Annotated in this window: 26 protein-coding genes and 1 pseudogene; 16 read left to right on the forward strand and 11 right to left on the reverse strand. The window is 71.8% G+C overall.

From position 1 onward, the window contains the following. Positions 1 to 87 precede the first annotated feature (87 nt). From ABZ855_RS08605 to ABZ855_RS08615, 3 genes are all read left to right on the forward strand, one after another. Entirely contained in the window at positions 88 to 1,209 is a 1,122-nt protein-coding gene (locus tag ABZ855_RS08605; RefSeq protein ID WP_360803073.1) for a LacI family DNA-binding transcriptional regulator, read from the forward strand. 126 nt (positions 1,210 to 1,335) lie between these two features. Next, positions 1,336 to 1,923: a hypothetical protein gene (locus ABZ855_RS08610; RefSeq protein WP_360803076.1), complete on the forward strand. Its 588-nt coding sequence runs from the start codon at positions 1,336 to 1,338 to the stop codon at positions 1,921 to 1,923. Between the two features lie 41 nt (positions 1,924 to 1,964). Then, the gene (locus tag ABZ855_RS08615; protein WP_360803079.1) at positions 1,965 to 2,741 is read left to right on the forward strand and encodes a YcnI family protein; all 777 of its coding nucleotides are present in this window, start codon (positions 1,965 to 1,967) and stop codon (positions 2,739 to 2,741) included. Positions 2,742 to 2,979: 238 nt separating this feature from the next. On the opposite strand, the gene ABZ855_RS08620 is transcribed toward ABZ855_RS08615, so the two are convergent. Together ABZ855_RS08620 and ABZ855_RS08625 are read right to left on the reverse strand one after the other, a co-directional pair. Next, complete coding sequence (locus tag ABZ855_RS08620; protein WP_360803082.1) at positions 2,980 to 4,869, reverse strand: tetratricopeptide repeat protein; 1,890 nt, start codon at positions 4,867 to 4,869, stop codon at positions 2,980 to 2,982. Positions 4,870 to 5,020: 151 nt separating this feature from the next. Continuing rightward, positions 5,021 to 5,815, reverse strand: a complete 795-nt coding sequence (locus tag ABZ855_RS08625; protein WP_360803085.1) for a hypothetical protein — start codon at positions 5,813 to 5,815, stop codon at positions 5,021 to 5,023. 193 nt (positions 5,816 to 6,008) lie between these two features. Here ABZ855_RS08625 and ABZ855_RS08630 point away from each other — a divergent pair. The 3 genes and pseudogenes from ABZ855_RS08630 to ABZ855_RS08640 form a co-directional block, all read left to right on the forward strand. Continuing rightward, positions 6,009 to 6,107, forward strand: a pseudogene (locus tag ABZ855_RS08630) (3-oxoadipate enol-lactone hydrolase); the annotation flags it as partial. 1,348 nt (positions 6,108 to 7,455) lie between these two features. Further along, complete coding sequence (locus tag ABZ855_RS08635; protein WP_360803088.1) at positions 7,456 to 7,776, forward strand: hypothetical protein; 321 nt, start codon at positions 7,456 to 7,458, stop codon at positions 7,774 to 7,776. Positions 7,777 to 8,389: 613 nt separating this feature from the next. Beyond that, a complete protein-coding gene (locus ABZ855_RS08640) occupies positions 8,390 to 9,184 on the forward strand; it encodes a hypothetical protein (protein WP_360803091.1) in 795 nt (264 codons plus the stop codon). A 51-nt stretch (positions 9,185 to 9,235) separates the two neighbouring features. Here the strand turns inward: ABZ855_RS08640 and ABZ855_RS08645 are convergent, their stop codons facing one another. From ABZ855_RS08645 to ABZ855_RS08665, 5 genes are read right to left on the reverse strand one after another with little or no spacing between them, the layout of a single operon-like run. Further along, complete coding sequence (locus ABZ855_RS08645; RefSeq protein ID WP_360803094.1) at positions 9,236 to 10,615, reverse strand: HAMP domain-containing sensor histidine kinase; 1,380 nt, start codon at positions 10,613 to 10,615, stop codon at positions 9,236 to 9,238. After that, on the reverse strand, positions 10,612 to 11,274 hold the full coding sequence (locus ABZ855_RS08650; protein ID WP_360803097.1) for a response regulator transcription factor: 663 nt from the start codon (positions 11,272 to 11,274) through the stop codon (positions 10,612 to 10,614). Before ABZ855_RS08650 ends, ABZ855_RS08645 begins: the two co-directional genes overlap by 4 nt. Beyond that, the gene (locus ABZ855_RS08655) at positions 11,228 to 12,016 is read right to left on the reverse strand and encodes a phosphatase PAP2 family protein (protein WP_360803100.1); all 789 of its coding nucleotides are present in this window, start codon (positions 12,014 to 12,016) and stop codon (positions 11,228 to 11,230) included. Before ABZ855_RS08655 ends, ABZ855_RS08650 begins: the two co-directional genes overlap by 47 nt. After that, a complete protein-coding gene (locus ABZ855_RS08660; RefSeq protein ID WP_360803103.1) occupies positions 12,013 to 12,621 on the reverse strand; it encodes a phosphatase PAP2 family protein in 609 nt (202 codons plus the stop codon). The genes ABZ855_RS08655 and ABZ855_RS08660 overlap by 4 nt, the downstream gene beginning before the upstream one ends. Beyond that, the gene (locus ABZ855_RS08665) at positions 12,618 to 13,298 is read right to left on the reverse strand and encodes a DedA family protein (protein ID WP_360803106.1); all 681 of its coding nucleotides are present in this window, start codon (positions 13,296 to 13,298) and stop codon (positions 12,618 to 12,620) included. Before ABZ855_RS08665 ends, ABZ855_RS08660 begins: the two co-directional genes overlap by 4 nt. A gap of 132 nt (positions 13,299 to 13,430) precedes the next feature. Between ABZ855_RS08665 and ABZ855_RS08670 the strand changes: the two genes are divergently transcribed. Next, complete coding sequence (locus ABZ855_RS08670; RefSeq protein WP_360803110.1) at positions 13,431 to 13,799, forward strand: BlaI/MecI/CopY family transcriptional regulator; 369 nt, start codon at positions 13,431 to 13,433, stop codon at positions 13,797 to 13,799. After that, entirely contained in the window at positions 13,799 to 14,734 is a 936-nt protein-coding gene (locus tag ABZ855_RS08675; RefSeq protein ID WP_360803112.1) for a M56 family metallopeptidase, read from the forward strand. Before ABZ855_RS08670 ends, ABZ855_RS08675 begins: the two co-directional genes overlap by 1 nt. 59 nt (positions 14,735 to 14,793) lie before the next feature. On the opposite strand, the gene ABZ855_RS08680 is transcribed toward ABZ855_RS08675, so the two are convergent. After that, positions 14,794 to 15,696 (reverse strand): M48 family metalloprotease, encoded by a 903-nt coding sequence (locus tag ABZ855_RS08680; RefSeq protein ID WP_360803114.1) that lies wholly within the window; start codon positions 15,694 to 15,696, stop codon positions 14,794 to 14,796. Further along, positions 15,693 to 16,076 carry a BlaI/MecI/CopY family transcriptional regulator gene (locus ABZ855_RS08685; RefSeq protein WP_360803117.1) on the reverse strand — a complete coding sequence of 128 codons (384 nt, stop codon included), beginning with the start codon at positions 16,074 to 16,076 and terminating at the stop codon, positions 15,693 to 15,695. Before ABZ855_RS08685 ends, ABZ855_RS08680 begins: the two co-directional genes overlap by 4 nt. A 182-nt stretch (positions 16,077 to 16,258) precedes the next feature. Between ABZ855_RS08685 and ABZ855_RS08690 the strand changes: the two genes are divergently transcribed. From ABZ855_RS08690 to ABZ855_RS08700, 3 genes are all read left to right on the forward strand, one after another. Further along, positions 16,259 to 17,710, forward strand: a complete 1,452-nt coding sequence (locus ABZ855_RS08690) for a hypothetical protein (protein WP_360803438.1) — start codon at positions 16,259 to 16,261, stop codon at positions 17,708 to 17,710. Continuing rightward, positions 17,707 to 18,660 carry a lysylphosphatidylglycerol synthase domain-containing protein gene (locus tag ABZ855_RS08695; RefSeq protein WP_360803120.1) on the forward strand — a complete coding sequence of 318 codons (954 nt, stop codon included), beginning with the start codon at positions 17,707 to 17,709 and terminating at the stop codon, positions 18,658 to 18,660. The genes ABZ855_RS08690 and ABZ855_RS08695 overlap by 4 nt, the downstream gene beginning before the upstream one ends. A 133-nt stretch (positions 18,661 to 18,793) precedes the next feature. Then, complete coding sequence (locus tag ABZ855_RS08700) at positions 18,794 to 18,979, forward strand: hypothetical protein (protein ID WP_360803123.1); 186 nt, start codon at positions 18,794 to 18,796, stop codon at positions 18,977 to 18,979. Here the strand turns inward: ABZ855_RS08700 and ABZ855_RS08705 are convergent. Continuing rightward, positions 18,946 to 19,632 carry a response regulator transcription factor gene (locus tag ABZ855_RS08705; protein ID WP_360803126.1) on the reverse strand — a complete coding sequence of 229 codons (687 nt, stop codon included), beginning with the start codon at positions 19,630 to 19,632 and terminating at the stop codon, positions 18,946 to 18,948. The genes ABZ855_RS08700 and ABZ855_RS08705 overlap by 34 nt on opposite strands. Next, on the reverse strand, positions 19,629 to 20,900 hold the full coding sequence (locus ABZ855_RS08710) for a histidine kinase (RefSeq protein ID WP_360803128.1): 1,272 nt from the start codon (positions 20,898 to 20,900) through the stop codon (positions 19,629 to 19,631). The genes ABZ855_RS08705 and ABZ855_RS08710 overlap by 4 nt, the downstream gene beginning before the upstream one ends. Positions 20,901 to 21,032: 132 nt before the next feature. Here ABZ855_RS08710 and ABZ855_RS08715 point away from each other — a divergent pair, with 132 nt between their 5' ends. The 5 genes from ABZ855_RS08715 to ABZ855_RS08735 all read left to right on the forward strand — a co-directional run bounded on the left by ABZ855_RS08715 (position 21,033) and on the right by ABZ855_RS08735 (position 25,686). Further along, positions 21,033 to 21,599 (forward strand): methyltransferase domain-containing protein, encoded by a 567-nt coding sequence (locus ABZ855_RS08715; RefSeq protein ID WP_360803130.1) that lies wholly within the window; start codon positions 21,033 to 21,035, stop codon positions 21,597 to 21,599. Between the two features lie 321 nt (positions 21,600 to 21,920). After that, positions 21,921 to 22,868 carry an ATP-binding cassette domain-containing protein gene (locus tag ABZ855_RS08720; RefSeq protein ID WP_360803133.1) on the forward strand — a complete coding sequence of 316 codons (948 nt, stop codon included), beginning with the start codon at positions 21,921 to 21,923 and terminating at the stop codon, positions 22,866 to 22,868. After that, positions 22,865 to 23,707 carry an ABC transporter permease gene (locus tag ABZ855_RS08725; RefSeq protein WP_360803136.1) on the forward strand — a complete coding sequence of 281 codons (843 nt, stop codon included), beginning with the start codon at positions 22,865 to 22,867 and terminating at the stop codon, positions 23,705 to 23,707. Before ABZ855_RS08720 ends, ABZ855_RS08725 begins: the two co-directional genes overlap by 4 nt. Positions 23,708 to 23,734: 27 nt before the next feature. Continuing rightward, a complete protein-coding gene (locus ABZ855_RS08730; protein WP_360803139.1) occupies positions 23,735 to 25,021 on the forward strand; it encodes a histidine kinase in 1,287 nt (428 codons plus the stop codon). Beyond that, complete coding sequence (locus tag ABZ855_RS08735) at positions 25,018 to 25,686, forward strand: response regulator transcription factor (protein WP_360803142.1); 669 nt, start codon at positions 25,018 to 25,020, stop codon at positions 25,684 to 25,686. The genes ABZ855_RS08730 and ABZ855_RS08735 overlap by 4 nt, the downstream gene beginning before the upstream one ends. Positions 25,687 to 25,777: the final 91 nt, after the last annotated feature.

Below are 25,777 nucleotides of genomic sequence, written 5' to 3' on the forward strand. Positions count from 1 at the left end.
CGGAGCAGGAAACGTTTACCACGTTCGGGGCCTCCGCTGCTCTCCCGGGGACTCCGCAAGGTGCCCGACATGAAGTAACGTCGGGCTGTGACGGACAACGGGAACAGCGGACGGTCGGCCACCCGGGCGGGCCGTCCTGGCAAGCGGAAGCGGACCGGCGCCCAGCAGGCGGGCAAGGAGCGTCCCAGCACGATCCGGGATGTCGCCCAACAGGCGGGCGTCTCGGTAGCAACCGTTTCCCGTACCCTCGCCGGAAACTACCCGGTCTCCGAGGAGGCCAGGGCCCGGGTCATGGCCGCCGTCGAGACACTGCACTACGTGGTGAACGTGCACGCCAAGGCGCTGTCCGGGCGGGTGGCCGGCCCGGTCGCCCTGGTCATCAAGGACATCACCGGCCCCTCCCTCGCCCATGTCGCCGCCGGGGTGGAGCAGGAGGCCGCCGACCGGGGCAGGCTCAGCCTGGTGTGCGCCACGCACGACGACGCGACCCGTGAGGATGCCCTGGTCCAGCTCATGCGGGAGCAGCACGCGGCGGCCGTCCTCCTCGTGGGCAGCGTCGTGCCGGACGCGGCGTACGAGGCGCGGATGGTCGGTTACGCGCGGGCGCTGGACGCGGCGGGGTCGCGCCTGGTGCTGGTCGGCCGCCCGGCTCCGGCGCCGGGCCTGCCGGTGACGGTCGTCGACTACGACAACCGTGGCGGCGCCTTCCAGGCCGCCTCGCATCTGCTGGCGTCCGGGCACCGCCGGGTGCTCTTCCTCGGTGGAGAGGCGGGGCTGAGCAGCGGGGACGAGCGACGCGCCGGCTACCGGGACGCGCTGCGCGCGCACGGCGCCGACCATGTCGAGGAACTCGACACCACGGGGACGTACACCCGATCCTCGGGCTATGTCCGCACCCGGGACGCGCTGCGCGCCGGGCTCGAGTTCACGGGGGTGTTCGCCTCCTCCGACATGGTCGCGCTGGGGGCACTGGCCGCACTGCGCGAGGCCGGGCTCGGAGTACCGGACGACGTGTCCGTGATCGGCTTCGACGACGTACCCTTCGCCACCGACCTGACCCCGGCCCTCACCACCGTCCGGGTGCCCTACGAGGAGCTCGGCCGTACCGCCGTACGCCTGGCCCTGGAGCGCGAGGAGTCCCTCGGGGGCGACGACCACGTGGTGCTGGGCACGCAGTTGGTCATCCGGCAGTCGGTGCGCCGGCTGTGACGTCCCGTGTCCCGTGGCCTTCGGCGGTAGGTCACCGGTACTGAAGTCCCGCTCATCGGCCGTGTCGTGGTGCGTATGCGGGGGCAGGGGAAGAGACCCGCGCGCCGCATGGCAGCATCGTGCGACGTGAGTGCTTCCCCGGCGGTACGGAGCCTGCGCGCGGCGGTGTTCGCCGTGCTGTGCGTGCTGCTCGCCACAGGGGGACACGCGCTGGCCGTGGGAGCGGCGCCGCCGGTGTGGGCGCAGGTCGTCGGGGGTCTTCCGGTCTTCGCGGTCGGCTGGCTGCTCGGTGGACGGGAGCGGACCCTGACCGGGATCGGCGGCGGGACGCTGGCCTCCCAAGGCGGACTGCATCTGACCTTTGACGCCGCCCGGCCGCATACCGCGATGGTCATGCACGGCATGCGGATGTCCAACGCGCACTCCCACGCGCTGACCTCGCACGCCACCGCCGCGCACATCGGGGCCGCCCTGCTGCTGACCTGGTGGCTGCGGTGCGGTGAGGCCGCGTTGTGGTCGCTGCTGCGCCGGGCGGTCGCGTTCCTGCCGGGGCTCGCCGCCTGGTGGCAGCTGGTGCGGGGATTCCGGGGCGCTTCGAGGGTGCCGGGTTCCGCGTGTTCCGCCGCCGAGGGGGCCTGGCGGCCGCGACAGGTGGAGCTGCGGTACGCGGTGCACCGGCGCGGGCCGCCGGCGGGGATGTCGTACGCGATCTGAGACCCGACATCCCTTCTCCTCAGTACGGAGATCCACTCGCCATGTCCACGACTCGCACCACCACCACCACCACCACTCTGCGCCGGGCCGGCGTCGTCGCCGCCCTCGCCGCCGCCGGAGTCCTCGCCGCCGCCGGTGCCGCCTCCGCTCATGTCACCGTGCACCCCGAGAGCTACGCCAAGGGCGCCACGGACGGCGTCCTGACCTTCCGGGTCCCCAACGAGGAGGACACCGCGAGCACCACGAAGGTCCAGGTGTTCCTGCCGACCGACCACCCGGTGCTCGGCGTGCTCGTCTCGCCGAGGGACGGCTGGACGGCCAAGGTCACCGACACGAAGCTGAAGACGCCGGTCAAGACCGACGACGGCACCATCACCGACGCCGTCTCCGAGATCACCTGGACCGGGGGGAGGATCGGCGCCGGGCAGTTCGAGGACTTCGACGTGGCCTTCGGGCAACTCCCCGACGACGCCGACCAGTTGACCTTCAAGACCCTGCAGACGTACTCCGACGGCAAGACTGTCCGCTGGATCGAGGAGGCACAGCCCGGCGCGGACGAGCCGGAGAACCCGGCGCCGATGCTGAAGCTCACCGCGAAGGGTGCGGATGGCTCGGCGAGTTCGGACGGCTCGGGGAGCGCGGCCAAGGCCGACGCCACCGGCGCCGCCGTCACCTCGGCCGCCTCGGCCACCGCGTCCAGCAGTGACTCGACCGCCCGTGGGCTCGGCATCGCCGGGCTGGTCGTGGGCGTGCTCGGGCTGGCGGCGGCGGTCTTCGCCGTGATCAGGACCCGCTCCACCGGATCCCGGGCGGAGTAGGCCGGAGGACAGCGGTCCTGCCGTCGGAACCTCCGGAACCCCGGCAACCCGACGGCAGGGCCGGTCGCCTCCCCGCAGCCGGGTTGGCGTCCCCAGCTCACCGGCGCCCGTGTCGGGATCAAGCGGCGGTGGACGCGAGTTCGCGTGGTGCGCTGTCGGAAAGTATCCGGAACGTATCCGGGACGCATCCGGCGCACTGCCGGGACAGCCGGCAGGTCCCCCCTCGAAATCGGGCCCCTCAGTCCGGGACGTGTATCCCCGCGAAACCGGCCCAGTTGCGTCCGATCCGCACCCAGCGCGGTGGGTCGGTCGCCGGGTCGTCGCGCAGGCGGCCCGTGAACAGCGGGCGCAGGTCGGTGTCGCGTTCCGCCCAGGCCGCGGAGAACTGGCTGCGCGTGACCCGCAGGCTGCTGTTGAGGTGGGCCACGGCCGCTCTCGCGCAGTCCTCCCGCCATTCGTCGCCGGACCAGGTCACGGAACCCGTGGGAGGCTCCACGCTCAGCGCGAGGCTGAGAAAGCAGGCGGCGTTGTAGTAGACGAGATATCCGGTGGAGGCACGGGTGGGCACGCGATGCCGGGGCGCCGGGCCGGCGATCAGCGCCTCGGCGTGGGTGTACGTACGCGCTCCCCGGTGCCAGGCAGGCGGCGCGGGGGAGCCCTCTCCGGCGTGGTCGCCGCCGCGTCGGTGGTCGGCGTGGAGCAGACGGCGTATCCCCCAGTCGGGCCCGCCCCAGAGCCGGCCCCAGCGGGCCCAGACGCCGCCGGTCACTTCCTTGGCGACGGTGCGGAAGGCCTCACGCAGCTTCTCGGGCTCGGGCTGGCGGTTCATCCGCAGTTCGTCGGCCGCCTCGGCGATGCGTACGGCCGCGAGGAAGGCCCGGCGGCGACTGCGCAGCGAGGGGTGGGGCCGCTCGAAGGCGAACCACTGCCGCCAGTAACGGCGTTCGCCGAGGTTGCGGCGGCCGGGAAGCCAGGTGCGGGCGTAGCGGCGGGCCATGACCGGCCAGGACAGGCGTTTGAGCAGCAGCCTCAGATGCTCGCGCGAATCGCGTTCGTAGTCCGCGGGCCAGTGCAGCCCCTGGCCCCGGTACCGGTGCTGCTCGCCGCAGGCGATGGACAGCCGGTAGGCGGTCTCGATGTGCTCGGGCCACAGCTGGACGCAGTCCTCGTAGATCTCGATGGCACGCTGGATGTGGGTGGCGGGTTCCTCCGTATCGCCGTCCTGGCCCATGAGTTCGCGGACGCCGGCTTGCTGGAGCCGGACGGTGAGGTTGCCGGGGACCAGTGCCGCGGCCTCGTCGTAGTGCTTGAGGGCGTGCTGGTAGTGCGCGCGCTCCTGATCGGGGTCGCGGCGCTTCTTCGCGGCCAGCGCCCGCTCCTGTGCTCTGATGCCCATGCGGTAGAAGCGGTACGAGTCGAGGTCGTCGCCCCAGCTCTCCCAGCGGGGGATGCGGTCCTGCGAGCGCGGGTCGCCGAGGATCTTGACGGTGCAGTAGCAGGCGATCCGCTCGTACAGTTTCTTGTCGCGTTTGCGCCTCTCCTCGTTGGTCGCCCCGCGCGTGATGGGCTCGCCTTCCATGATGGTGGCGGCCACCATGATGTTCTTCGGCATGTACATGATCCGCACGGAGAAGCGGGGCTGTGTCCTGTCGGCCGACATGCAGTGCAGCATCACGTGGTACGCCCGGGGCTGGAAGAAGGCGAGCCGTTTCATCACATCCACCCAGCCGTGCGGGGACGAGGCGGTCTCCGGAGCCGGGTCGGGTCCCGTGGTGGTGCCGCTGCCGGGGGTCAGGACGCGCGGGCCGAGCCCGTCGGCGGCCATGTGCTCGGTGATGTAGGCGGCCAGTTCCGCGGTGCGCGCGGACTGGGGACCGTGGTCCGCGCCGCCGTGCCCGTTGCCGTTGCCCCGGTGCGCGGCCCCCTGCCCGCCGAGCAGACCACGGTCCTCGCCCACCACCACCGGCAGCAGCCGGTTGCTCTGGTGACGCAGCAGTAAACCGGACCCCAGCCGTACGGTGACGACGACCACGGTGAGCGCGAAGATGCCGAGCACCCACACGGCGGTGCCACCACTCTGCTCCCAGAAACCTCCCCAGAACCCCCCGCCCTCAGCGGCCCCGGGCACACCGGCTCCCGGCCCCATGGCACATCCCCCCGCCCCCGTACATTCCCCCGTCATGTGCCTGTATTGATCCCCGGTTCGGGAGATCGACATACCCGTGCCCGGGCTGGGAGTGAATGCTCGGGGCCGGCCGGATGCGGACCCCTCCGCCGAATCAGCCGCGATCGAGCCCCGGCAGCCACGCGCACAGGTGCTCGGGCAACTTCGGCAGGACTTCGTGGATCCCGGCGCACCCCGCACCGCCGTTCGTGGCGACCGGTCGCCAGCCCGTGGACCCGGCGCGGTAGAACCAGCGCTGGGAGACACCGGAGGAGGAGCATCCGTCGCCGGGGTCGCCGCACGCGGGGCCCATCCGGGTCGACAGGTCCAGCACCAGCCACGTGTCGTCGCAGCCGCGTTCCTCCCAGCTCGTGTGCTGGGGGATGTCCGTGTCGTTGACCGCCTGCTGGTACGAGGCCGGGGTGCAACGCGGCGGCGTGGGATCGCAGCCGTTCTCACCGCACTGCCGCAGGGCGGGTGGCGTGGCACCGACGGGGGTGTACACGTCCATGCTGTTCGCCATGACCCTGCGGGCGCCCAGGGGCTCGCCCAGCTTCACCGTCGCTCCGACCCGCCGCGTGCCGGTGCAGCCGGAGTCCTCGTCCAGGGAACGGGTCTCGTACGTGACCTTCACGTACACCGTGCCGTGCTCGACGGTGTCGAGCTCACCGCGCAGGCCGCGCACGCAGTCGCGTCCCCCGTCGGGCACTTCGGCCTCGACCACCAGAGACCGGCCGCCGTCGGCGGTACGGATGCCGTCGATGCGAATCGGAGCGGCGAGCGTCCAGCCGGATGCCGTGGCCGTGGCCGTGCCCGCGTCTGTCGTCTCGTCGGCGGTCTCCGTACCGCAGCCGGCGAGGACTGCCAGGGCCGCGCCGAGCACGACCACCCGTGTTCCTTGGCGTCGCATGTATGCCCCCATCCCCCGAGGAACCGCAGCCTAGCGCGCCCCCGGGTGCCCCTCAGCGCCCCGTCGTAAGGGCGAGGACAGATCCTGTTCACCATGTGGTGTTCAAGCCGCTGTTGGGTGGGAGTCGGGAAGGTTTCCAGGCAGATCCACCCCGGCGATGTGACATCTCGTGACAGATGAGAGGGTCGGGCGGGTGAGTGAGACACCGGTGAACACCCTGCAGTACCGCTTTGACGGGCCAGAAGACGCCCCCGTTCTGATCCTCGGTCCCTCACTGGGCACCACCTGGCACAGGTTGTAGAGACCGTCTTCGGGCGTCCACGTCAGTCCAGGGCGGGGGCGTAGTGGCAGGTCAGGGCATCGCAGTCCGGGGGAGTCGGCATAGTTGGTGACAGACGTGTGATAGCGCCGGTGAGGGAGGCGTTCGACGGCAAGCCTTGCAGATGCGGTCGGAGGGTGCTTCCGAGCGGGTGTGCTGCAGCTCCGGCGGTGGCACCGCACCCCCTGGGTTCTCCCCTAACGAGTACTTGACGCGTGGGCGTGGTGATGACACGCGCCTGCAGTAGATGCGGCCCAGGGCCCTTGGCGGCCAGCAAGTCAAAGCCTTCGCTTCTGCAAAATCGAACGCCTCGGGAGATGCCTGAAGCGATGCCTGCTCCGCTTGATGTTCCGCATGACAGGAACGCTGGAGCAGATCTTCAAAAGCGTCCTGCGTCGTAACAAGGCCGACGGGTGGACCGGATCGCCAATACCGCCGACTTCACCACCAATATCCGCCAAGCCGTCGTGTCCCAGAGCCGCTGTCACATCGAGGGCTGAGCGCTCCGGTGATCCTCCCCCGTTATAGGGGCGTCTGTTGAAGGGGGGAGCGACGAAGGGGCGTCTGGGGCGAGCGACGCTGACGGCGGCCCCGGAGCCTGGGCACCGGGTGAATGGCTCTCGGTTTATGCTCTGCGTGATCACGGGCCCCTGAGGGTCAGCCGCGGTGGCGGTGACGTGCGTATCGAGGTCACTGAGGCTGGCCGGTTCTGCCTTCGGCGTGATCATCATCCTGACGATCCGGCGTTCGCGGACGTCGGTATTCACGGGGTGTCCGCCGGACCTGCCGCGTCGGCGAAAGAAGGGGGAGGGCGGCGCGAGGCCACGAGCCGAAGGCGCAGCCTGACGCCCTACAGTGAGCGGTCCGTCGCACGCGCTCGACAGGCGAAGGCGCGGGAGTTGATCGAGCGACTGGTTGCCGAGGGGTGTATGCGCATCGCGGACCCCGATGACGGCGAGGTTGTGGAGTGGCGGCGCGTGGTCAATTACGCGAAGCGAGACGGCTTGGAGCCGCAGGGCAAGCGCATCGAAAGGCGGGCTTCGGCGCACGTGGGCTGGAGATGCGTCTTGTGGAGGGCCCACATCCCAACTCACGGAGCCGGCGGCCGAAAGACGATCCGTCGGTGGTCCCCGGTCACTGATCGGCTGAGTGCCGTCCATCCGGCTGTCGTTGCGCTCAGGGACGACGCGGGCCAGCTGGTGATTCCGCCGGACCTCCGTCGCCGGTCACTCCTTATGCTGCAGGCGCTGGCTGTCGAGGCGGTCCGGCGAGGGTACGAGGTCAGGCGCGGCCGGTTGACTACTCGCAGCGTGAAGGGGGCGTGGACGTGGTCGTCGACGGATTCGCGCATGCGGTCACCGTCAGGCAGGAGTTTCCACAGTCCACGAATCCCGAGCGCTCCGCGCGTCTTGTTGTCGAGCTTGACCACGGCCGTTCCGGCCAGTCAGGTCGGCCGGGCCGATGGCGGGATCGGAAGGACCAGGTGCCTGAGGGCGCCCTGGGCTTGATTCTCGGGGAGATCGAGGCGCGCGTGCTGGAGGACGCTCAACGTAGAGACAGCGAAGAGCGGGCCATGGAGGACTGTGCGGTTCGGTGGCGAGCGGCCGTGGAGGAGGCGAAGGCGCGAGCAGTTCAGGATTAACTCGCCGAGGTGCTTCCGAGGAGGCCCGCCGCTGGCGAGAGGCCGCTGTGCTCGGTGAATACTGCACGGCACTGGAACGTCGTCTCGGTGAGCTGGGCGGTGTCATGGACGAGTCGGCTCTGGACTCGGCTCGACGCTGGTTGGAGTGGGCGTACGGCTACAGGCGGGCGATCGACCCCTTGACCCGGCTTCCGGGAATGCCGAGCGCGCGCGAACCGACGCCGGAGGAACTCCAACCATATGTGAAGGGGCGGAGTGCTTACAGGCCGGAACGACGCGACGGACAGTGACTTGGGAGCGAGCGGCCCGCCGAATCCACCCCGGCGACGAAATAGGCCACGTCACTGCCCAGCCAGCCCGAACGCCGCCACGGGGTTGCCCAGCCCACTGAGCATTCGGGCGGTCGGTGTCGCGTTTCTGCTTCTCGGTCGTTGTGGCAACGTCGGGAGATTGCCGTTATCACTGGCCGCACGCCGCTGACCAGCTCATCGGCCACCCTGTTCAGGTTGTGTTCAGGCTCGGGAGGGCCTTGGGCAATTCAGGCTCCAGAAGCGCAAAAGCTCTTGCAAAGGGGTCTGGGGCAATCGTCGGGCCCCATGTCATCGTGCCTGCCATGACGACAGATCACCTCACTGACAACCGGCCTCCGCGCCACCACGCACGACACGTGGCGAGCAAGGTGCCGGAGGTGACCGTCTACTTCTGGATCATCAAGGTGCTGACGACCGGCATGGGTGAGACGGCCTCCGACTGGCTGGCCCACCTGTTCGGCCCGATCCCCGCTGTCGGCCTTGGCGGCATCGCTCTGGTGGCTGCTCTGGTGGTGCAGTTCGCTGTCCGGCGGTATGTGGCCTGGATCTACTGGACGGCGATAGTCATGGTCAGCGTGTTCGGCACGATGGCCGCCGACGTGCTGCATGTCGGCCTCGGTGTGCCCTATGCGCTCTCGACACCCTTCTTCATGGTCACGCTGGCTGCCGTCTTCGCCCTCTGGTACCGCAGCGAAGGCACCCTGTCCATCCACAGCATCCACACCCGGCGCCGCGAGACCTTCTACTGGGCCGCCGTGCTGGCCACCTTCGCGCTGGGTACCGCCGCGGGCGACCTCACCGCCACGATCGGCTTCGGTTACCTGGGTTCCGCAGTCCTGTACGCCGCCGCGATCGCCGTTCCGGCCGTCGCGCACCGCTGGGGCAGTCTGAACGCGGTCGCCGCTTTCTGGGCGGCGTACGTCATCACCCGCCCGCTCGGTGCGTCTGTCGCCGACTGGATGGCCGTCGGTCACGCCCGGGGCGGGCTCGACCTGGGCCTGGGGCCGGTGACGCTGTCCTGGACGGTGGCCATCCTCGGCTTCGTCGGCTATCTGGCCGCCTCACGCAAGGACATCCGGCACGAAGTTACGCTGTGATCGGCCCTGACGGGCCGTTACTTGCCGGTGCCGGCGCGTGGAAAGCAGCTCTCAGCCGGCGGGCAGGCTGACGACGAAGCGCGTCCCGGGCGTGTGCCCGGGGTCGTACGTCACCTCGCCTCCGGCGGAGCGGGCCAGGCGTCGCGCCAGAGGGAGTCCCAGGCCCGCTCCGCTGTGTCCGTCGCCGGGATCCGCACGTTGCCCGGGCTCGAAGAGCCGTGAGGCGAACGGGCCCGGTACGCCGGGCCCGTCGTCGGTGACGTCGATGCGTACGCCGTCGGGTGTGCGGTACGCCCGGACGGTGACGCTGGAGCGGGCGTAGCGGCATGCGTTGGCGAGGAGTGGGCTGACGATGCGTTCGAGGAGGGCGGGCGGGATGCCGGCCCGGAGGTGCGGGCCGGCGGTGGTGAGCGTCAAGTGGCCTGGTAGGTCCAGAAGTTCGGTGAGGTGACGCAGCGCGGGCAGGACGTCGGCGGTGCCCGGAGTGGTGAGGGTGGCGCCCCGGGCGTTGTCCAGGAGGGTGTCGCAGATGGTGCGCATGGACTCGGCGGCATCCGCGATGACCTTGTGGGTGGTGCGGGTCTGGTCGTCGGTTCGGGGGTGGGTCTGCCACCAGTCGAGTTCGGCGATGATCCGGCTCAGAGGTGTCCGTAGTTCGTGCGAGAGTTCCCCGGTGAGCTGTTGCTCGTGGCGCAGCAGGGTACGGATGCGGTCCAGTATCGCGTCCAGCGACGTGCCGAGGCGGGCCAGTTCGGCCGGGTGGCGCATGCTGCCGAAGCGTTCCTCGGAGGCTACGGCGCTCCACTGGATGGCCTGGTCGGTCATCGTGCGGACGGGCCGCAGCGCACGGCCGACCGCCAGCCGGGTGAGGGCGTAGGTACAGGTGAGCATCACGGCATCCAGGGCGAGTGATCCCAGCAGCAGGGTGTCGGCCGAACTGCGGTAGGGGGAGAGGGCGAGCGCGGTGACCACCGTGGCCCGGCTCTTGTCCCCGGACACCGGCTGCGAGCACAACCTGAGGGGGCCGTCGACGTCGGCGGTGACGCACGGCCGCCCGCCGCGCCCGGCGAGCGCGTCGGCGACACGGGTCACAGGTCCGGCGTTCGGTGGCTCTTCCAGCAGGCGTCCGGCGGCGTAGATCCACACGTTGGTGTCGAGGAGGTCGTCGTGGGAGGTCTCCAGGACGCGTACGGTCGTGCCGCTGGTGTCGATGGTCGTCGCGACGGCGGCGGCGCGGGTGCGCAGCTCGTCGTCCGCCTGGTGCTGGAGGCGGCGCTGGGCCACGGCGTTGAAGGCGACGGTGAGGACCAGCATCAGCAGGGTGGCCGTGGTGAGGGCCACGAGTGAGAGCCGGCCGCGCAGGGTGCGGGGCGCCAGAGGGTGGAGAACTGCTGTCACGGCCGGTCGTGACCAGTGGCGGACACCGGTCATGACAGGTGGTGGCCGATTCCGCGGGCTGTGCCGATCGTGCGGTCGCTGCCCGCCTCGCGCAGCTTGCGGCGCAGCCGGGTCAGGTACTGGTCGAGGGTGTTGTCGTGCACCTGAGCGCCTTCGGGCCAGCCGGCCCGGACCAGCTCGCGGCGGCGCACGATTCCACCGGAGGCCGTCATGAGGGCGGCGAGAAGGCGGAATTCGGTCGGGGTCAGTTCGACCCGCGTGTCCCGGACGGTGAACACGTGCTGGACGGCGTCCAGTGCCAGGTCTCCTGCTGTGGAGGTGGGCGGCGGTGCGGTCCGTTTGAGGGCTGCCCGCAGGCGGGCGGCGAGTTCGGCGAGATGGAACGGCTTGGGCAGGTAGTCGTCGCCTCCGGCGGAGAACCCGGACAGCCGGTCGGTCAGCCGGTGATGGGCGGTCAGGAAGATGACGGGGGAGAGGAATCCGTTCGCGCGCATCGCCTGGCACACGTCGCGCCCGTCGGCGTCGGGCAGCCCGATGTCGAGTACGGCGGCGGAGATGTCCGCGGTGGCCAGCCGCAGAGCTGTGGCGCCGTCCGGTGCGGGCACGGTGTCGAAGTCCTCGTCGCGCAGCCCGCGCATCAGCACATCACGCAGGGCGTGATCGTCCTCGACGATCAGGATCGTCTGACGCATGGGGCTTCCCCTGTTCTCGTGCCGGGTCCGTTCGGAGTTCGGCGGTGCTCGCCGCTTCTGTTGTCCCGCGCGCGCGGTCGGTGTCGGTCGTCCCGGGGGTCCATCGTTCGGGCAGCCGACTGGCCACGGCGCACAGACACATCCCCAGCCACCCGAGGGCGAACAGCCAGCCGCCGACGACGTCGGTGAACCAGTGCACTCCGAGGTAGACGCGGGTCAGCCCGACCGCAGCGCCCCAGCCGCCGATGATCAGGGCCAGTGGGACCCTGCCGCGCGGCCTCCGCACACAGATGGCGATGATCAGCAGCCCCGCGGTGAGGGCCGCCGTGGTGGCGTGGCCGGACGGGAACGCCCATCCCGAGGCATGCGTGTTCCAATCGGCCTGCGGTGGCCGTGGCCGGGCGACGAGCGCCATCACCGCGTACCGCAGCGTCTGCCCCGCCCCGAGGCAGGCCAGGCAGAGCGCGGCTGCCAGCATGCGTTGCCGGAGGGTGCGCCCGACGATGACTCCGGCCAGCGCGGCCAGCGCGAACGGGATGATTCCTGTTCCGGTGGCGGTCAGGCCGCGGGCGAACGCCACCGCGACGTCCGGTCGGTGGCCGACGGACCACGAGAGGAGGTCGCTGTCCGTGAACAGCGGTATGCCGTCGTGGCCCACCACGACCATGGTCAGTACGCCGAACGCGGTCCACGCGCCGACTCCGCAGCTGCCGGCCAGTTCGGCGGTGTCGCCGCGCCTCATGACTCCACCGCGAGCAGCGGACGCAGTCGGGTCGCGGCGAGCAGACGGGCGAGGGTCTCTGTGCGCCTGCGCAGGGCGGACATGGCCAGCAGCACGGTGAGTGCGCCCACCAGGCACCCTGCCAGTACGTCGTGGGGGTAGTGCGCGCCGACCCAGACCCGCGAGGCCGCCATTGCGGCGGCGGCCACGGCGGCGACCGTGCCGAGCCGGCGGGAGACGAACAGCAGGGCGACGGCCGCCGCGGCGGCGATGGCCGCGTGGTTGCTGGGGAACGACCAGTCGCCGGACGCCGGACACGCCTCCAGCGTGGTCACTCGCAGGCTCTGGCAGGGCCGGTCCTCGCGCACCAGCAGCTTCAGTACCGCGTCCACGCCGTAGGCCAGGACCACGATGATCGGCACGGCGAGAGCCGTCACCGAGGCGGCGGCGCCCACCCGCCGGGCCTGCCACCAGCCGACGGCCATGAGCACGGCGAACAGCGCGAGCCCGTACGTCGACCACGCGGCCACCGTGTCGTTCAGCCACGCGGGAGCATGCCGTGCGAGGTTCACGACGTCGGTGTAGGCCGGGCCGTCGACCGACGAGCCGTTGAGGGCGAGGATCATCCGCGCGACTCCTTCGCTTTGGCGTTCGCCTTCGCGTCCCGGCGCGAGCGGTACACCTCGGAGGCGACCGGGATGAGCGACAGGGCGACGATGACCGCGACGATCGGCAACAGGTAGCGGTCCACGTTCGGCACGGAGGAGCCCAGCGCGTATCCCGCCAGCGTGAGACCCAGGCTCCACACCAGCCCGCCGGTCACCTGCCAGAGGGTGAATGTCCGTACCGGCACCCCCAGGGCGCCCGCCATCGGATTCAGGACCGTACGCACCACCGGGACGAAGCGGGCCAGCACGATCGCCTTCGCGTACCCGTACCGCTCCAACAGCTCCTCCGCGCGTTTCGCGCCCTCGTGCAGGCGGGCCGAACGGCTGCGGGCGAGCAGGGCGCCGCCCGCTCTCCGGCCCAGGAGATATCCGCACTGCGAGCCCGCCAGTGCCCCGACCGCCGCGGCGACCAGGAGCGGGGCGAGCGACAGCTTCAGTCCGTGGTCGGCGGCGCCGGTGCACAGCAGCCCCGCGGTGAACAGCAACGAGTCGCCCGGGAGGAAGAACCCGATCAGCAGCCCGGTCTCGGCGAACAGCACCACACCCACGCCCAGCACGCCGAACGCGGACAGCAGGGACCGGGCATCCAGCACGTTCACGGCGAGCTGCGACGATAGGTGCACGGCTGTGGTCATCGTCGAGTGCCCTTCATGCTTCATCCATCTTCCGGACCTTCGGACGCGGCGGAACGGCGCACCCGATGACTGACTACAATTCTGTAGACGGTCTACTGAACTGTAGACGATAGCGGGGGTGAGGAAGGTTCCATGACCGACGCGAAGGACGAGAGGCGGCCGGCAGGTGAGCTCGAAGCCGCTGTCATGGCCGCGCTGTGGGCGGCCGGGGTGCCGCTCAGTGCGGGTCGGGTACAGACCGAGCTCGGATCCGGCCTCGCCCGGACGACGGTGACGACAATCCTGACCCGGCTGCACGAGAAGGGCGTCGTCAGCCGTGAGAGGCAAGGCAGGGGCTACGCCTACTTCCCCGTGCAGGACGCTCCCGGTCTGACCGCCCGGCGCATGCACACCGAACTCGACCGGGACACCGACCGCGAAACGGTCCTGGCCCGGTTCGTCGCCCAGCTCAACCCCGGCGACGAGCTGCTCCTGCGCCGACTGCTGGAGGGCGATGAGTGATGACCGCGCTGCTGCTCGTTCCGCTGGTCCTGGCCTTCCTCGCGCCCGCACTGGCCCGCCGAACCCTGGACCGCCTGGCCCCCGCCACCGCGCTGTGGGTCCTCACCGCATCCGCCCTGGCGCTGGCCGGAGCCTGCGTGGCCGCACTCGGCGCCCTGGTCCTGACCGGACTGCTCAAGCTGCCGACCCTGGCCGCCCTCGGCGAACTCGTCCACCCCCTGCGTACCCCGTCGGACTATCTCGTCCTCCCCGCGGCCGTCGCGGCCACCGGAGTGCTCAGCCTCGGCGCGCTGACCCTCGCACGCTCGGCCTTCCGGCAGGCCGGCGCCTTCCGTACCGCCCGCGCACAAGCCGATCGCCGCCCCGCCGCCGGCGACCTGTGCGTCGTCGACTCGCCCCACCCGGACGCGTACGCCCTGCCCGGACGGCCCCACCGCATCGTCGTCACCACCGCGATGCTGCGCAGCCTCGGCCCCGCCGAGCGCGAGGCTCTCTTCGCTCACGAACGCGCCCACAACCGGGCCGGCCACCACTACTTCCTGGCCGTCGCCGAACTCGCCGCCCACTGCCACCCCGCCCTGCGCGCCGTCCGTGACACCATCCGGCTCGCCGCCGAGCGGGCCGCCGACGAGAGCGCCGCCACCGCCGTCGGTGACCGGCGCCTCATCGCCACGGCCATCGCCCGGGCCGCCCTCGCCGGCCACGACTCCCCGTCCACCCGTCCGGACTTCGCGCCCGCGGCGACGACCGGCCCGGTTCCGCAACGCGTCGCCGCCCTCCTCGCACCCGCCCCGGCGCGTTCACGTGCCAGCGCCAGGCGGCCTGCCGCGCTGCTCCTCGTGGCCTGCACGGTCCTGTCCGTCGCCGCCGGAACAGCAGGCGTCGTCGACTTCCACCACCAGGTCGAGATCGCCCAGGGCGAAGAGAGTCCCTGAGCGGTTCGGTTCCGGCCGCTCACCACCTGGGGCTCGGCCCGCCCGCCGAGTGATCGGCCTCAGGCGAGAACCGGCCCCAGCAGCCGGAGCAGGTCTCCGGTGGCGTCGGCGGCGCCCAGCGCGGTGAGGGCGCCGAACGCCAGAACGGCCGCCGTCAGCGGCCACAGACGCGGCGGCGGGTCCGCCTGGAGGGCGGCGATGCGGCGGGTGACCGCGCGGTCGGTGAAGCCGAGTCTGCCCGACGGTTCCCGGCGGCCGGCCGCGAGTGCGGCCCGAGCGAGGGCTCGGGCGGTGGACGCGCGATCCCCGACCGCAGCGGCCGCATGTTCGTCGGCCCAGCGTTCCAGAAGGAAGGCGACCGTGTGCCGGGTCGGGGTGAGGAGCGGGTTGGCCGCGGCGGCCAGGGTCACGGCGGTGCACAACCGTGCGTGGCGGTGGGTCAGGTGCGCCCGCTCATGGGCGAGCAGGACGCGGCGTTCCTCGGCCGAGAGCGCGCCGAGCATGGTGCTGGTGACAAAGATCCGGCCCGGTGAACCCGCGCTTGCCGGGATGGCGAACGCCATGGGGGCGGAGGAGGCGGCCACGATCAGCTCGGTGTCCGTCGGCTGCCCCTCGCACAGCAGCCGTAGAGCCCGGCGGGTGAGGTACTCGGCGCGGGCGGCTCCGTACAACCGGTGGGCCACGACGAGGAGCAACACGCACGCGGCGAACGCGACGACCGCCGGTACCGGTTCGGGAAGCCGGAGGCCGTCCTCGCGGGCATCCGCGACGACCGGGGGAGCGGCGTCGAGGAGGGTGACGGCCAGCAGGAGCAGGGACCAGGTGGTCGCCACCGCGCTCACGACCGTGGCGCCGGCCAGCACACGGGCGGCGAGCGCGGGTGCGACCCGGCCGCCGATCAGCGGACCTGCCCCGGCAAACAAGAGCGACAGCAGGAACGGGGTGTAGACGTCGACTCTCACCGGTTCCCTCCCCCCAGCAACTCGCGCAGCGCCCGCTCCTCCTCGGCACTCAAACCGGTGACGAACTGCTGGAGCGCCGCGATGGGGTCCGGCCCCCGGTCGAGCGCGTCGTGCATGGCCTGTGCGGTCAGCTCCGCGGCGTCCATGGCGGGCCGGTAGGCACCGCGCCGTCCGTCCGCGTCCCGCAGGACGAGCTCCTTGTCGTACAGGCGCTTGAGGATGGTGTGGACGGTGTTGTAGGCGAGGTCGCCGCCGAGTTCGGCCTGGACCTCCGCCGGAGTCAGTGCCCTGTCCGCCGCCCACAGCGCGGCGAGCACCTCGCTCTCCAGCTCGCCGGCGTTACGCCGTTCGGCTCTGCCCCGCGGGCCCGTGCCAGCCATGACTGAAACCTTACAGCGTGTAGGGGTTTCAGGGTCCGGCCGATTCACCGGAACCCTACAGTCTGTAGGGTTGACTGGGCCCTACAGGCTGTAAGGGATGGGAGAGAGTGATGAGCGACGGGCCGCAGGCCACGGACAGCGCGTCGGTCTCGTCGGCGCGTCCGCGTCGCTTCGGGCCGCCGATGGCCGTCCGCTCCGCCCGGCGGTCCCGGGGCGAGGTGCCGCTCGGGATCGTGGCCGGCGCGTTCGTGCTGGCCCAACTCCTCCTCGTACGGCCGGGGATGGGTCTCGGCTGGGACGAGTCGGTCTACGTCAGCCAGGTCGCCTCCCACGCACCGGCCTCGTTCTTCAGCGCCCCGCGTGCCCGTGGCGTCCCGCTGCTGGTGGCGCCCGTCGCCGCCTGGTCGTCGTCCACCGCGCTGCTGCGGATCTACCTGGCCGGCCTGTCCGGCCTCGCCCTCTTCCTCGCGCTCCGTGCCTGGCGGGGCCTGTTCCCCGCCCGGGTACTGGCGACCGCGGGCGCCTTGTTCGCCACCTTGTGGGTGACGCTGTTCTACGGCCCGCAGGCCATGCCCAACTACTGGGTCGCCGTCGGCGCCCTGGCCGGCACGGGCTGCTTCCTGCGCGCTCAGGCGAACCGCTCCGACCGCGCGGCTCTGTGGGGCGTGGGCCTGAGCGCGGCCCTGATGGCCTGGATGCGTCCCACGGACGCGGTCTGGGCGACCCTTCCCCCGCTCGTCCTGCTGGTGTGTGTACGCCGTTGGCGGCACCCCGCACTGCTGATGACGCTGGTCGGCGGCCTCGCGGCCGGGGCGGCCGAGTGGGTGATCGAGGCGTACGTCTCCTACGGCGGACTGGCGCAGCGACTGTCCGACGCGTCCCGCATCCAGGGCGGCCTCGGCTGGAACATGGCCGTCGGAGACCAACTGCGCGCTCTGGGCGGACGTACGCTGTGCCGCCCGTGCACCAGCGCCGCGCCCCCTGTCCTGGAGACCCTGTGGTGGTGCCTCCTGCCGCTGCTCGCCGCCCTCACGGCGGTGGCCGCCATCCGCGCCCGCCGGCCTGTCGCCACGCTCGTACCACTGACCTGCGCCGCCTCGGCGGCCTTCCCGTACCTCTTCCTGATCGGCTACGCGGCACCCCGCTTCCTGCTGCCCGCCTACGCACTGCTCTCTGTCCCGGTCGCCGGCCTTCTGGTGCACCTGGTCCAGGCGCCCGGACGGATCCGTCGGCCGCTGATCGTGACGCTGCTGACCCTGGCTCTGGCCGGGCACCTGGCCGGGCAGTTCGCCGTACTGGAGCACACCGTGCGGCGCACCACTGCGGCCCACCGCGAGTGGGCGGACGTCGCCGCCGGGCTGCATCGGCTGGGTGTGCGCCCGCCCTGTCTGGTCACCGGAGAGAACGACGTCCCGATCGCCTACTACGCGGGCTGCTCGTCCGCGGCGACCGGAGGCCACGACGCCAACACCACGGCGGCCGGTATCCGGCGGACCGCCCGGCACCTGCCGACCGCCACCCTCGTGGCACCGGGCGGCGGCCCGCCCGGCTATGCCCGCTCATGGACCCCGCACCGGGTGGCCGGCCTGCGCGTGTACGTCGCACCCGCCCCGCCGGCGGGAGGACGGTGGTGAGCGCCGTCGGTGTTCCGCCGGTCCGCGGCCTCGGCAGGCCCTGGCAGCTCGCCGTCACCGCGGCCGTGGTGGTGGCGGCCGTCTGGGTACTGGCCGCACACCGGCACATGGTGGACGCCGGCGCCGACCGGCTCGCCGTCGCCGATCGCGCCTGGTTGCTGGCGGCCTGCGCGGCCGCTCTGGCGACCTGGGTGTGCGCGGCCGTCGCCCAGCAGGGAGCGGTGGCCGAACGGCTGCCGGCCGGGAGGCTGGTGGCGGCTCAGTTCGCGGCGTGCGCGGCCAACCACGTGCTGCCCGCCGGGGTCGGCGCGAGCGCGGTCAACCTGCGGTTCCTCACCCGCTGCGGGCTGTCCACCGCCCGGTCGGCGACCGCCCTGGCGGTCAAGGCCGCTGCCGGCGGGCTAGTCCGCTTCGTACTGGCCGTCGCGCTGCTCCTGGCCTCGCACCGGACCCTGCGGCTCGCGCCGGCCCTCCCCCGCGCTTCCGTGGTGGTTCCGGTCCTCGGCTGCGTCGTGGTCGCCGCCCTGGTCGTCGTGTCGAGCCGGCCGGTGCGTGACCGTGCCGGGCGCGGGGCCAGGCGCGTCCTGGCGGACGTGCGGGCGGTGCACAGCAGGCGGTCCAGGGCCTGCGCGCTGTGGGGTGGGTCCCTCGGCTTCGCCCTGCTGCACGCCGCCGTGCTGGTCGCTGTGGTGCGGGCACTGGACGTGACCGTGCCCGCCGGTCACGTCCTGCTGGCGTACCTCCTGGCCAGCGGCGCCGCCGTACTGCTGCCCACTCCGGGCGGCCTGGGTTCGCTCGACGCCGCGCTCGTGCTGACGCTCACCGCGGCCGGGGCGCCCGCGGCCGTGGCCATGCCGGCGGTCCTCGGCTACCGGCTGCTGACGGGCTGGCTGCCGTTGTTCCCGGGTCTGCTGGTGCTCGTATTCTTGGCCCGCCGCTCCGTCCTGTGATCCCGGCCGGAGACCGAGGGGGTCCGCGAAGGGGTGCAGGCCCTGCTGGCTCCGCCGCCGCGCCGCACCCCAGCGGAGCCGGCGAACACGGTAAGCACCGCAGGTAGGGGTGCCGTTGACGAATAGCGAACCAGTGACAAGTAGCGGCGAGCTCTGCGGACTGGCCATCCGTTCCGTCGAGGACGTCGACCACGAGGTCTTCGCCGTCCTCGACGACTTCCTCGGGACACCGGAAAGGGCCGCCGAGTACGAGCGCATCCGCCGATCGCCGGCCCCCGGCGCTGTTCAGTCCCCAGCCCGTATCAGCCCGCTCTCGTAGGCAAAGATCACTGCGTGGACGCGGTCGCGGAGGCCGAGTTTGGTCAGGATGCGGCCTAGGTGGGTCTTGACGGTCGTCTCCCCGACGAAGAGGCGGTCGGCGATCTCGCCGTTGGCCAGTCCCCGGGCGACCAGGGCGAGGACTTCCTGTTCTCGGTCGGTGAGCGCGGCCAGGCGGCTGCGCTGGGCGGGCACGGATGTGGGGGATTGCAGGACGAAGCGTTCGACCAGGCGCCGGGTGAGCGAGGGCGCCACCATGACCTCGCCCCGCAGCACCGCGCGGACGGTCACCAGGATCTCCTCGGCGGGGGCGTCCTTGACGAGGAAGCCGTTCGCACCGGCGCGCAGGGCCGCGTAGGCGTACTCGTCGAGGTCGAAGGTGGTGACGACGAGGATCCGGGGTCCGCGGGGCTGCGCGCAGAGGCGTTCGGTCGCGGCGAGCCCGTCCAGGCCGGGCATGCGTACGTCCATCAGCACGAGGTCCGGCTCCAGGGCGGCCACACCGTCGATCGCCGCGCCGCCGTCGGCGGCCTCGCCCACCACGGTGAGGTCGGGCTGACTGTCGATGACCATGCGCAGTCCCATCCGGATCAGCTCCTGGTCGTCGCAGATCAGCACCCGCGACGACGACGGGGTGGGGGTCGGGCCGGTCATGGTGTCGCCGTGGTGGGCTCGGGCTCGGTGGGGCGCAGGGAGGCGGTGACCCGGTAGCCCCCGTCGGGTGTGGGACCGGCGTCGATGCTCCCGCCGTATCGTGCAGTGCGTTCGCGCATGCCGGTGAGTCCGTGACCGCAGGAGAGAAGCGGGTCAGGGCGCTCCGGGACGGGTCGCGCTTCCGCTCCGGCCGAGTTCTCCACCCGGACGATGACAAGCCGTCCAGGCCCCTGGGTACCGGTGTCGACCCGTACATGGATCGTGGCGTTCGGCGGCGCGTGCTTGACGACGTTGGTGAGCGACTCCTGCACGATGCGGTACATCTGCGCGGTGAGATCCGCGGGAAGGCCGCCTGACTCTCCGCGCAGGTCCAGCCGGGCTCGCGTGCCGTTCGTGTTGAGGCGCCCGACCAGCCGCCGCAGATCGGCCGAGAGGGACTCGACGGCCCCACCGTTGCCGGGTCGGGGTCCGGGGCTGTCGGAGGCGTCCGCGTCGGGGGTGCGGAGCACGTCCAGCAGTCGGCGCAGTTCGTCCAGGGCCTCGCGGCCGGTCGCGCTGATGACGCCGAGGGTGCGGTCCACGACCGTGGGGTCTTTGTGCCGCATCAGCCTGCCGCCCTCGGCGTTCAGCACCATCACGCTCACGCTGTGTGCGAGGACGTCGTGGATCTCGCGGGCGATGCGGGCCCGCTCCTCGGCGACGGCGAACCGGGCCAGGGCGAGGCGTTCCGACTCGGCGAGCGCGGCCCGCCGCTCGAACTCGGCGACGTAGGCGCGCCGGGCACGGACGTACTCGCCGAACACCCAGGCCCCGGCCAGCAGGAGCGCCACGGCGAGCGGGGTGAGCCAGGTACCGCGGGCACCCGGGCCCCCGTAGTCCCGCTGCCAGGCGGGAATCCACAGCAGTACGCAGCCCGCGGCACAGAGCACCGTCGTCGCGGCGGCCCGGCGCAGCCCGCGCACCGTGAGGGTGGCCACGACCGCGGCCAGGGCGACGGCGCCGCGTCCCGGCTCCTGTCCCCAGACCTGCCCGAGGTACTGCGCCCAGAACGCGGCCGTCACCAGGGCCGCGACGAGCAGCGGCCGACGGCGCCGCCACAGCAGGGGCAGCACCAGCGCGGCGTACACGACTGCCTGTACCCAGACGGGTCGCCAGCCTGGCTGCGGGCGGATCACCGGGGGCACGGCCACCAGCACGACCAGCAGCAGGTCCGTCAGCCACGGATGTCCGCGCCGCAGGCGGGTCAGGGTCTCGATCAGCCGTTGCACCGCCTCACGCTACGGCCGGGGCCCGCTCCCCGGCATCGTCCTGGCGGGCGTCACGGGGTCCTCCCGCAGTCGTACAAGCACTGGCCGGGGATACGACGTGAGGCCACCCGGGGTGCTTCCAACATGGCCGCCATGTCGATCACCACCGAGTTCCTCAGACGGCCCCTCATGACCGGTGCCGTGGCAGCCAGTTCACGGCGGCTGGCGTATGCGATGACTGAGGGCATCGGCCTGGAGCGGGCCCGGCTCGTCACCGAACTCGGCCCGGGGACCGGGGTGTTCACCGATGCGATCCTCGCCCGGCTCGCCCCCGGCGCACGGCTCGTCGCCGTCGAGCTCAACCCGGTGCTCGCCACCCGGCTGTCGGCCACCCGGCGCGACACACGGCTGACCGTGGTGCAGGGCTCGGCCGCCGAGCTGGCCGCCGCGGTGGGGGAACCGGTCGACGCGGTGGTCTCCGGGCTGCCGTGGACGGTCATGCCGCAGGAAAGACGCGGGCACATCCTGGACGCGGTGACCGAAGTCCTCGCGCCCGGCGGCCGGTTCACCACCTTCGCCTACCTGCACGCGGCCCGGACTCCGCCCGCCCGCCACTTCACCGCCGAACTGGCCCGCCGTTTTGACCGGTTGGAACGCTCGGAGACGGTCTGGTCGAATCTGCCGCCCGCCTTCGTGCACCGGGCCACCCGAAGGCCATGACCGCGACCTGGAAGGCCCAGAAAAATCTCCCTACGACGAGGTGCGACTGACCATGGACAGCCGGTTCCGGCTCGCCACCCCCGACACCGAGCCAAAACCGGAGCCAGCCGCGGCCTGAACGTCAGATGCACCACCTCGGCCCCGTCGCCACGTCCCGGCGACGGGGCCGTAACGACACCGCAGGTGGGCGTGTAGTACCGCGGTACTACACGCACGGCGCGGTTCAGCCTCGCGGTACCACGGGTTTGGGGTGATTCGGCTCTTAGCGTGGCCTGTGAGGCGTCGGAGCGACGCACGCCGTAGGCCGACAGGAGAGCGCGGATGATCGACGCACGGCAGCTGACCAAGAGGTACGGCGAGAAGACGGCCGTCGACGGGCTGGACTTCGTGGTGAAGCCGGGCACGGTGACGGGTTTTCTGGGGCCCAACGGCGCGGGCAAGTCCACGACCATGCGCATGATCGTCGGGCTCGACACACCGACGAGCGGCTCCGTCACCGTGAACGGCCATCCCTACGCCCGTCACCAGGCGCCGCTGCAGGAGGTGGGCGCTCTGCTGGAGGCGAAGTCGATCCACCCGGGCCGCTCGGCGTACAACCACCTCAGAGCCCTCGCACTGACCCACGGCATCCCGGGCCGCCGGGTCGACGAGGTCATCGACCTCGCCGGCCTCGGCAGTGTGGCGAAGAAGCGGGCTGGTGCCTTCTCCCTCGGGATGGGCCAGCGGCTGGGCATCGCGGCGGCGCTGCTGGGCGATCCGCGGACGGTGATGCTGGACGAGCCGGTCAACGGGCTGGACCCGGAAGGCGTGCTCTGGATCCGCAACCTGCTCAAGGGGCTCGCCGACGAGGGCCGGACGGTATTCGTGTCCTCCCATCTGATGAGCGAGATGGCCCTGGTGGCGGACCACCTGATCATCGTCGGGCGGGGCCGGCTGCTGGCCGACACGACCGTCGCGGACCTGATCCGCGAGGCGGGCGGCGACACGGTGAAGGTGGTGGCGCAGGACCCGGCGCGGCTGCGGGACGTACTGGCGGGGCCGGGCGTCGACGTCACCGGACTGATCGGCTCCGAGGAACTGCAGGTGACCGGGCTGAGCGCCCGCGACATCGGACTGAAGGCGGCCGAGCACGGGATCGCGCTGTTCGAGCTGAGCGCGCGGACCGTGTCACTCGAAGAGGCGTTCATGGACCTGACCAGGGACGCCGTGGAGTACCACGGCACCACGACCGGGATCGAGACCATCGAGGCCGCAGGGAGGACCGCGTGAGCACCCTCACCGCAACCGTCGAGGAACCCCGGACCACTACCCCCGCGAGGCCCGTCTACAGGGTGACCGGACGGCGCGTGCTGGCCTCCGAGTGGGCCAAGCTGTGGTCCCTTCGCTCGACCTGGATCACGCTGGGCCTCGGCCTGCTGTTCCTTGTCGCCTTCGGCCTGATCTCCGCGAACCACTACAGGTCGGGGATCAACTCGGGCCACACCGACCGGGACTTCGCCGACGCGACGGCCGTCAGTCTGTCCCTCTTCGGTACGAACTTCGCCCAGCTGGCCCTGGGCGTGCTCGGCGTGCTGGTCACGGCGGGGGAGTACTCGACCGGCATGATCCGCTCCACGCTCGCGGCGGTGCCCCGACGGCTGCCCGTGCTGTGGTCCAAGGCTGCCGTGTTCGGGCTGGTCGCACTGGTGGTCGGCACCCTCGGCGCGTTCGTCGCCTTCGGGTTCGGCAGCGGTATCGTCTCCGGCACGCCCGCCGCGATGGGTCTGACGCACGCGGGAGTCGTACGAAGCCTCCTGGGCGCGGGGCTGTACCTCGGCCTGGTCGGGGTGATCGGCGCCGCCCTGGGGGCGCTGCTGCGGTCGGTGGCCGGTGGGATCTCGGTGCTGGTGGCCGCCCTGATGCTGATCCCGGGACTGATCTCCCTGCTGCCGAGCTCCTGGCAGGACGACGTCAGCCCCTACCTGCCGTCCAACGCGGGGGAGGCGATGTTCGCTCTGACGCACGACACCACGACCCTGTCGCCGGGCGCCGGCCTGCTGGTCTTCCTGTCCTGGACGGCGCTGGCGCTGGGCGGCGCGGCGTACCGGCTCACGCGCAGCGACGTCTGACGCCCGCACCATGGACAGGTGACGTGTGTGACCAACGATGACATCAGCGGGACGGGACCGCTGGTCGCCCGGCTGTCCCGGGGCGGCCAGCGGCTGCGGCAGGCCGACCAGGCGCATCCGTGGGTGCTGGACACCGCGGTCGTCGTCCTGGTCTTCCTGATGTTCTGCCTGCCCGACCTGATCCACGGCGGCGTCGACGACGTCGACGACGGCCCGCGCCGGTTCCGACTCGTGTTCACCCAGTTGCCCGTGGCGGGGATGCTCGCCTTGCAGGTCGGCCTTGTGCTGCCGCTGTTGTGGCGGCGGCGAAAGCCCGTGGCGGCCTTCGGTGCAGTCGCCGCGGTGTTCGTCCTGCAGTGGTCTCTGAACGTCCCCCTGCGCGCGGACGTCGCCCTGTTCGTCGCCCTCTACAGCCTGGCCCTGCACGGGCTGCTGCGGCAGCTTCCGTGGGCCTGCGCGGCCATGGCGGGCGCCATGGTGCTGGTCGCGGTACGCGTGTCCTCGGTCGTGTCCGTCTGGGACGCGCTCTTCTTCCTGCTGAGCACGGCGACCGCGGCCCTCGCGCTCGGCCTGATGGTGCGGGCCCGCCGGGCCCAGCTCGCCGGACTGCGGGAGCGGGCCGCCCAGCTGGAGATAGAGCGCGACCAGCGCAGCAGGCTGGCCACGGCCACCGAACGGACCCGGGTGGCCCGCGAGATGCACGACATCGTCGGCCACAACCTGGCCGTCATCATCACGCTGGCCGACGCCGGCGCCTACGCCACCGGCATCGACCCCGAGCGCGGCAAGGAGGCCCTGGAGCTCATCGGTGACACCGGCAGGCAGGCCCTCGGTGAACTGCGGCGCGTGCTCGGCGTACTGCGCGAGGCCGGGGCAGGCCCACCGGACGGGCCCGAGCTCAGCCCGCAGCCCGGCATCCTGGACGTCGGAGCCCTGTGCACCACGGTGCGCGCCGCAGGACTGGAGGTCGTCTACCGGACCTCCGGCGACGTCGACGCCCTGGACGGCGGGGTTCAACTGACGGTGTACCGCATCGTCCAGGAAGCCCTCACCAACACCCTGAAGCACGCCGACACCGGCACCCGGGTGCAGCTGGCGATCCTCGTCGAGGGCACCCGGCTGACCATCCGGGTCCAGGACACCGGCCCGGCCGCGTCGCCCGGACCGCCGAACGAGGAAGGACATGGCCTGGTGGGCATGCGGGAGAGAGCGGCCTTGTACGGCGGCACGGTCTGCGCGGGACCGGCGGGCGGCGGAGGATGGGGCGTCGAGGCCGTCCTCAACCTCACGCGGGGAAGCGGCGGTGACCGGTGACCACTGTGCTCATCGTCGACGACCAGCCGCTGCAACGCTATGGCTTCCACCTGCTCCTGGACTCCGTCCCCGAGACCGACGTCGTCGGTGAGGCCGCGCACGGCGCCGACGCGGTCCGCAAGGCGGCCGAACTGCGCCCGGACGTCGTCCTGATGGACGTCCGCATGCCCGGCATGGACGGCATCGAGGCCACCCGCCGCATCGTCGCCGCCGGCGGCCGCTCCCGCATCCTCGTGCTCACCACCTTCGACCTCGACGAATACGTCCACGCCGCTCTCCGCGCCGGCGCCAGCGGCTTCCTCCTCAAGGACGCGCGCCCCGAGGAACTCCTCGCCGGTATCCGTGCCGTCGCGGTGGGCGACGCCGTCATCGCGCCCGCTCTCACCCGCCGGCTCCTGGACGAGTACGCCCGCTACGTCCCCGCCCACCGCGCGGACTCCACCGAGGACCCGGGGCTGGGCTCTCTCACCGAACGCGAACGCGAAATCCTCGTCGCCATCGGCAAGGGCTGGACCAACGGGGAGATCGCCACCCGGTTCGTGCTGTCCGAGTCCACCGTCAAGACCCACGTCGGCCGCGTCCTGACCAAGATCGGCGCCCGCGACCGCATCCAGGCCGTGATCTTCGCCTACGACCACGGCCTCGCCCGGCCCAGCGTGGATTGAACCGACGGGCGGCGGACGGGCAGGACGCGCTCATCGGACGCGCTCACGGCCGGGGCGGCCCTGGGGAAGACCCCGGGCCGCCCCGGCCGTG

It is taken from the genome of Streptomyces sp. NPDC047042 (assembly GCF_040644035.1).
In the GTDB taxonomy this organism is placed as follows: domain Bacteria; phylum Actinomycetota; class Actinomycetes; order Streptomycetales; family Streptomycetaceae; genus Streptomyces.

What these genes read in the sequence shown, in the direction of transcription:
- ABZ855_RS08615 (WP_360803079.1), top strand. Translation starts at nt 1,965, where the DNA reads ATGTCCACGACTCGCACCACCACCACCACCACCACTCTGCGCCGGGCC.
- ABZ855_RS08625 (WP_360803085.1), bottom strand. Translation starts at nt 5,815, where the DNA reads ATGCGACGCCAAGGAACACGGGTGGTCGTGCTCGGCGCGGCCCTGGCA.
- ABZ855_RS08640 (WP_360803091.1), top strand. Translation starts at nt 8,390, where the DNA reads ATGACGACAGATCACCTCACTGACAACCGGCCTCCGCGCCACCACGCA.
- ABZ855_RS08645 (WP_360803094.1), bottom strand. Translation starts at nt 10,615, where the DNA reads ATGACCGGTGTCCGCCACTGGTCACGACCGGCCGTGACAGCAGTTCTC.
- ABZ855_RS08650 (WP_360803097.1), bottom strand. Translation starts at nt 11,274, where the DNA reads ATGCGTCAGACGATCCTGATCGTCGAGGACGATCACGCCCTGCGTGAT.
- ABZ855_RS08655 (WP_360803100.1), bottom strand. Translation starts at nt 12,016, where the DNA reads ATGAGGCGCGGCGACACCGCCGAACTGGCCGGCAGCTGCGGAGTCGGC.
- ABZ855_RS08660 (WP_360803103.1), bottom strand. Translation starts at nt 12,621, where the DNA reads ATGATCCTCGCCCTCAACGGCTCGTCGGTCGACGGCCCGGCCTACACC.
- ABZ855_RS08665 (WP_360803106.1), bottom strand. Translation starts at nt 13,298, where the DNA reads ATGACCACAGCCGTGCACCTATCGTCGCAGCTCGCCGTGAACGTGCTG.
- ABZ855_RS08670 (WP_360803110.1), top strand. Translation starts at nt 13,431, where the DNA reads ATGACCGACGCGAAGGACGAGAGGCGGCCGGCAGGTGAGCTCGAAGCC.
- ABZ855_RS08675 (WP_360803112.1), top strand. Translation starts at nt 13,799, where the DNA reads ATGACCGCGCTGCTGCTCGTTCCGCTGGTCCTGGCCTTCCTCGCGCCC.
- ABZ855_RS08685 (WP_360803117.1), bottom strand. Translation starts at nt 16,076, where the DNA reads ATGGCTGGCACGGGCCCGCGGGGCAGAGCCGAACGGCGTAACGCCGGC.
- ABZ855_RS08690 (WP_360803438.1), top strand. Translation starts at nt 16,259, where the DNA reads ATGGCCGTCCGCTCCGCCCGGCGGTCCCGGGGCGAGGTGCCGCTCGGG.
- ABZ855_RS08705 (WP_360803126.1), bottom strand. Translation starts at nt 19,632, where the DNA reads ATGACCGGCCCGACCCCCACCCCGTCGTCGTCGCGGGTGCTGATCTGC.
- ABZ855_RS08715 (WP_360803130.1), top strand. Translation starts at nt 21,033, where the DNA reads ATGTCGATCACCACCGAGTTCCTCAGACGGCCCCTCATGACCGGTGCC.
- ABZ855_RS08720 (WP_360803133.1), top strand. Translation starts at nt 21,921, where the DNA reads ATGATCGACGCACGGCAGCTGACCAAGAGGTACGGCGAGAAGACGGCC.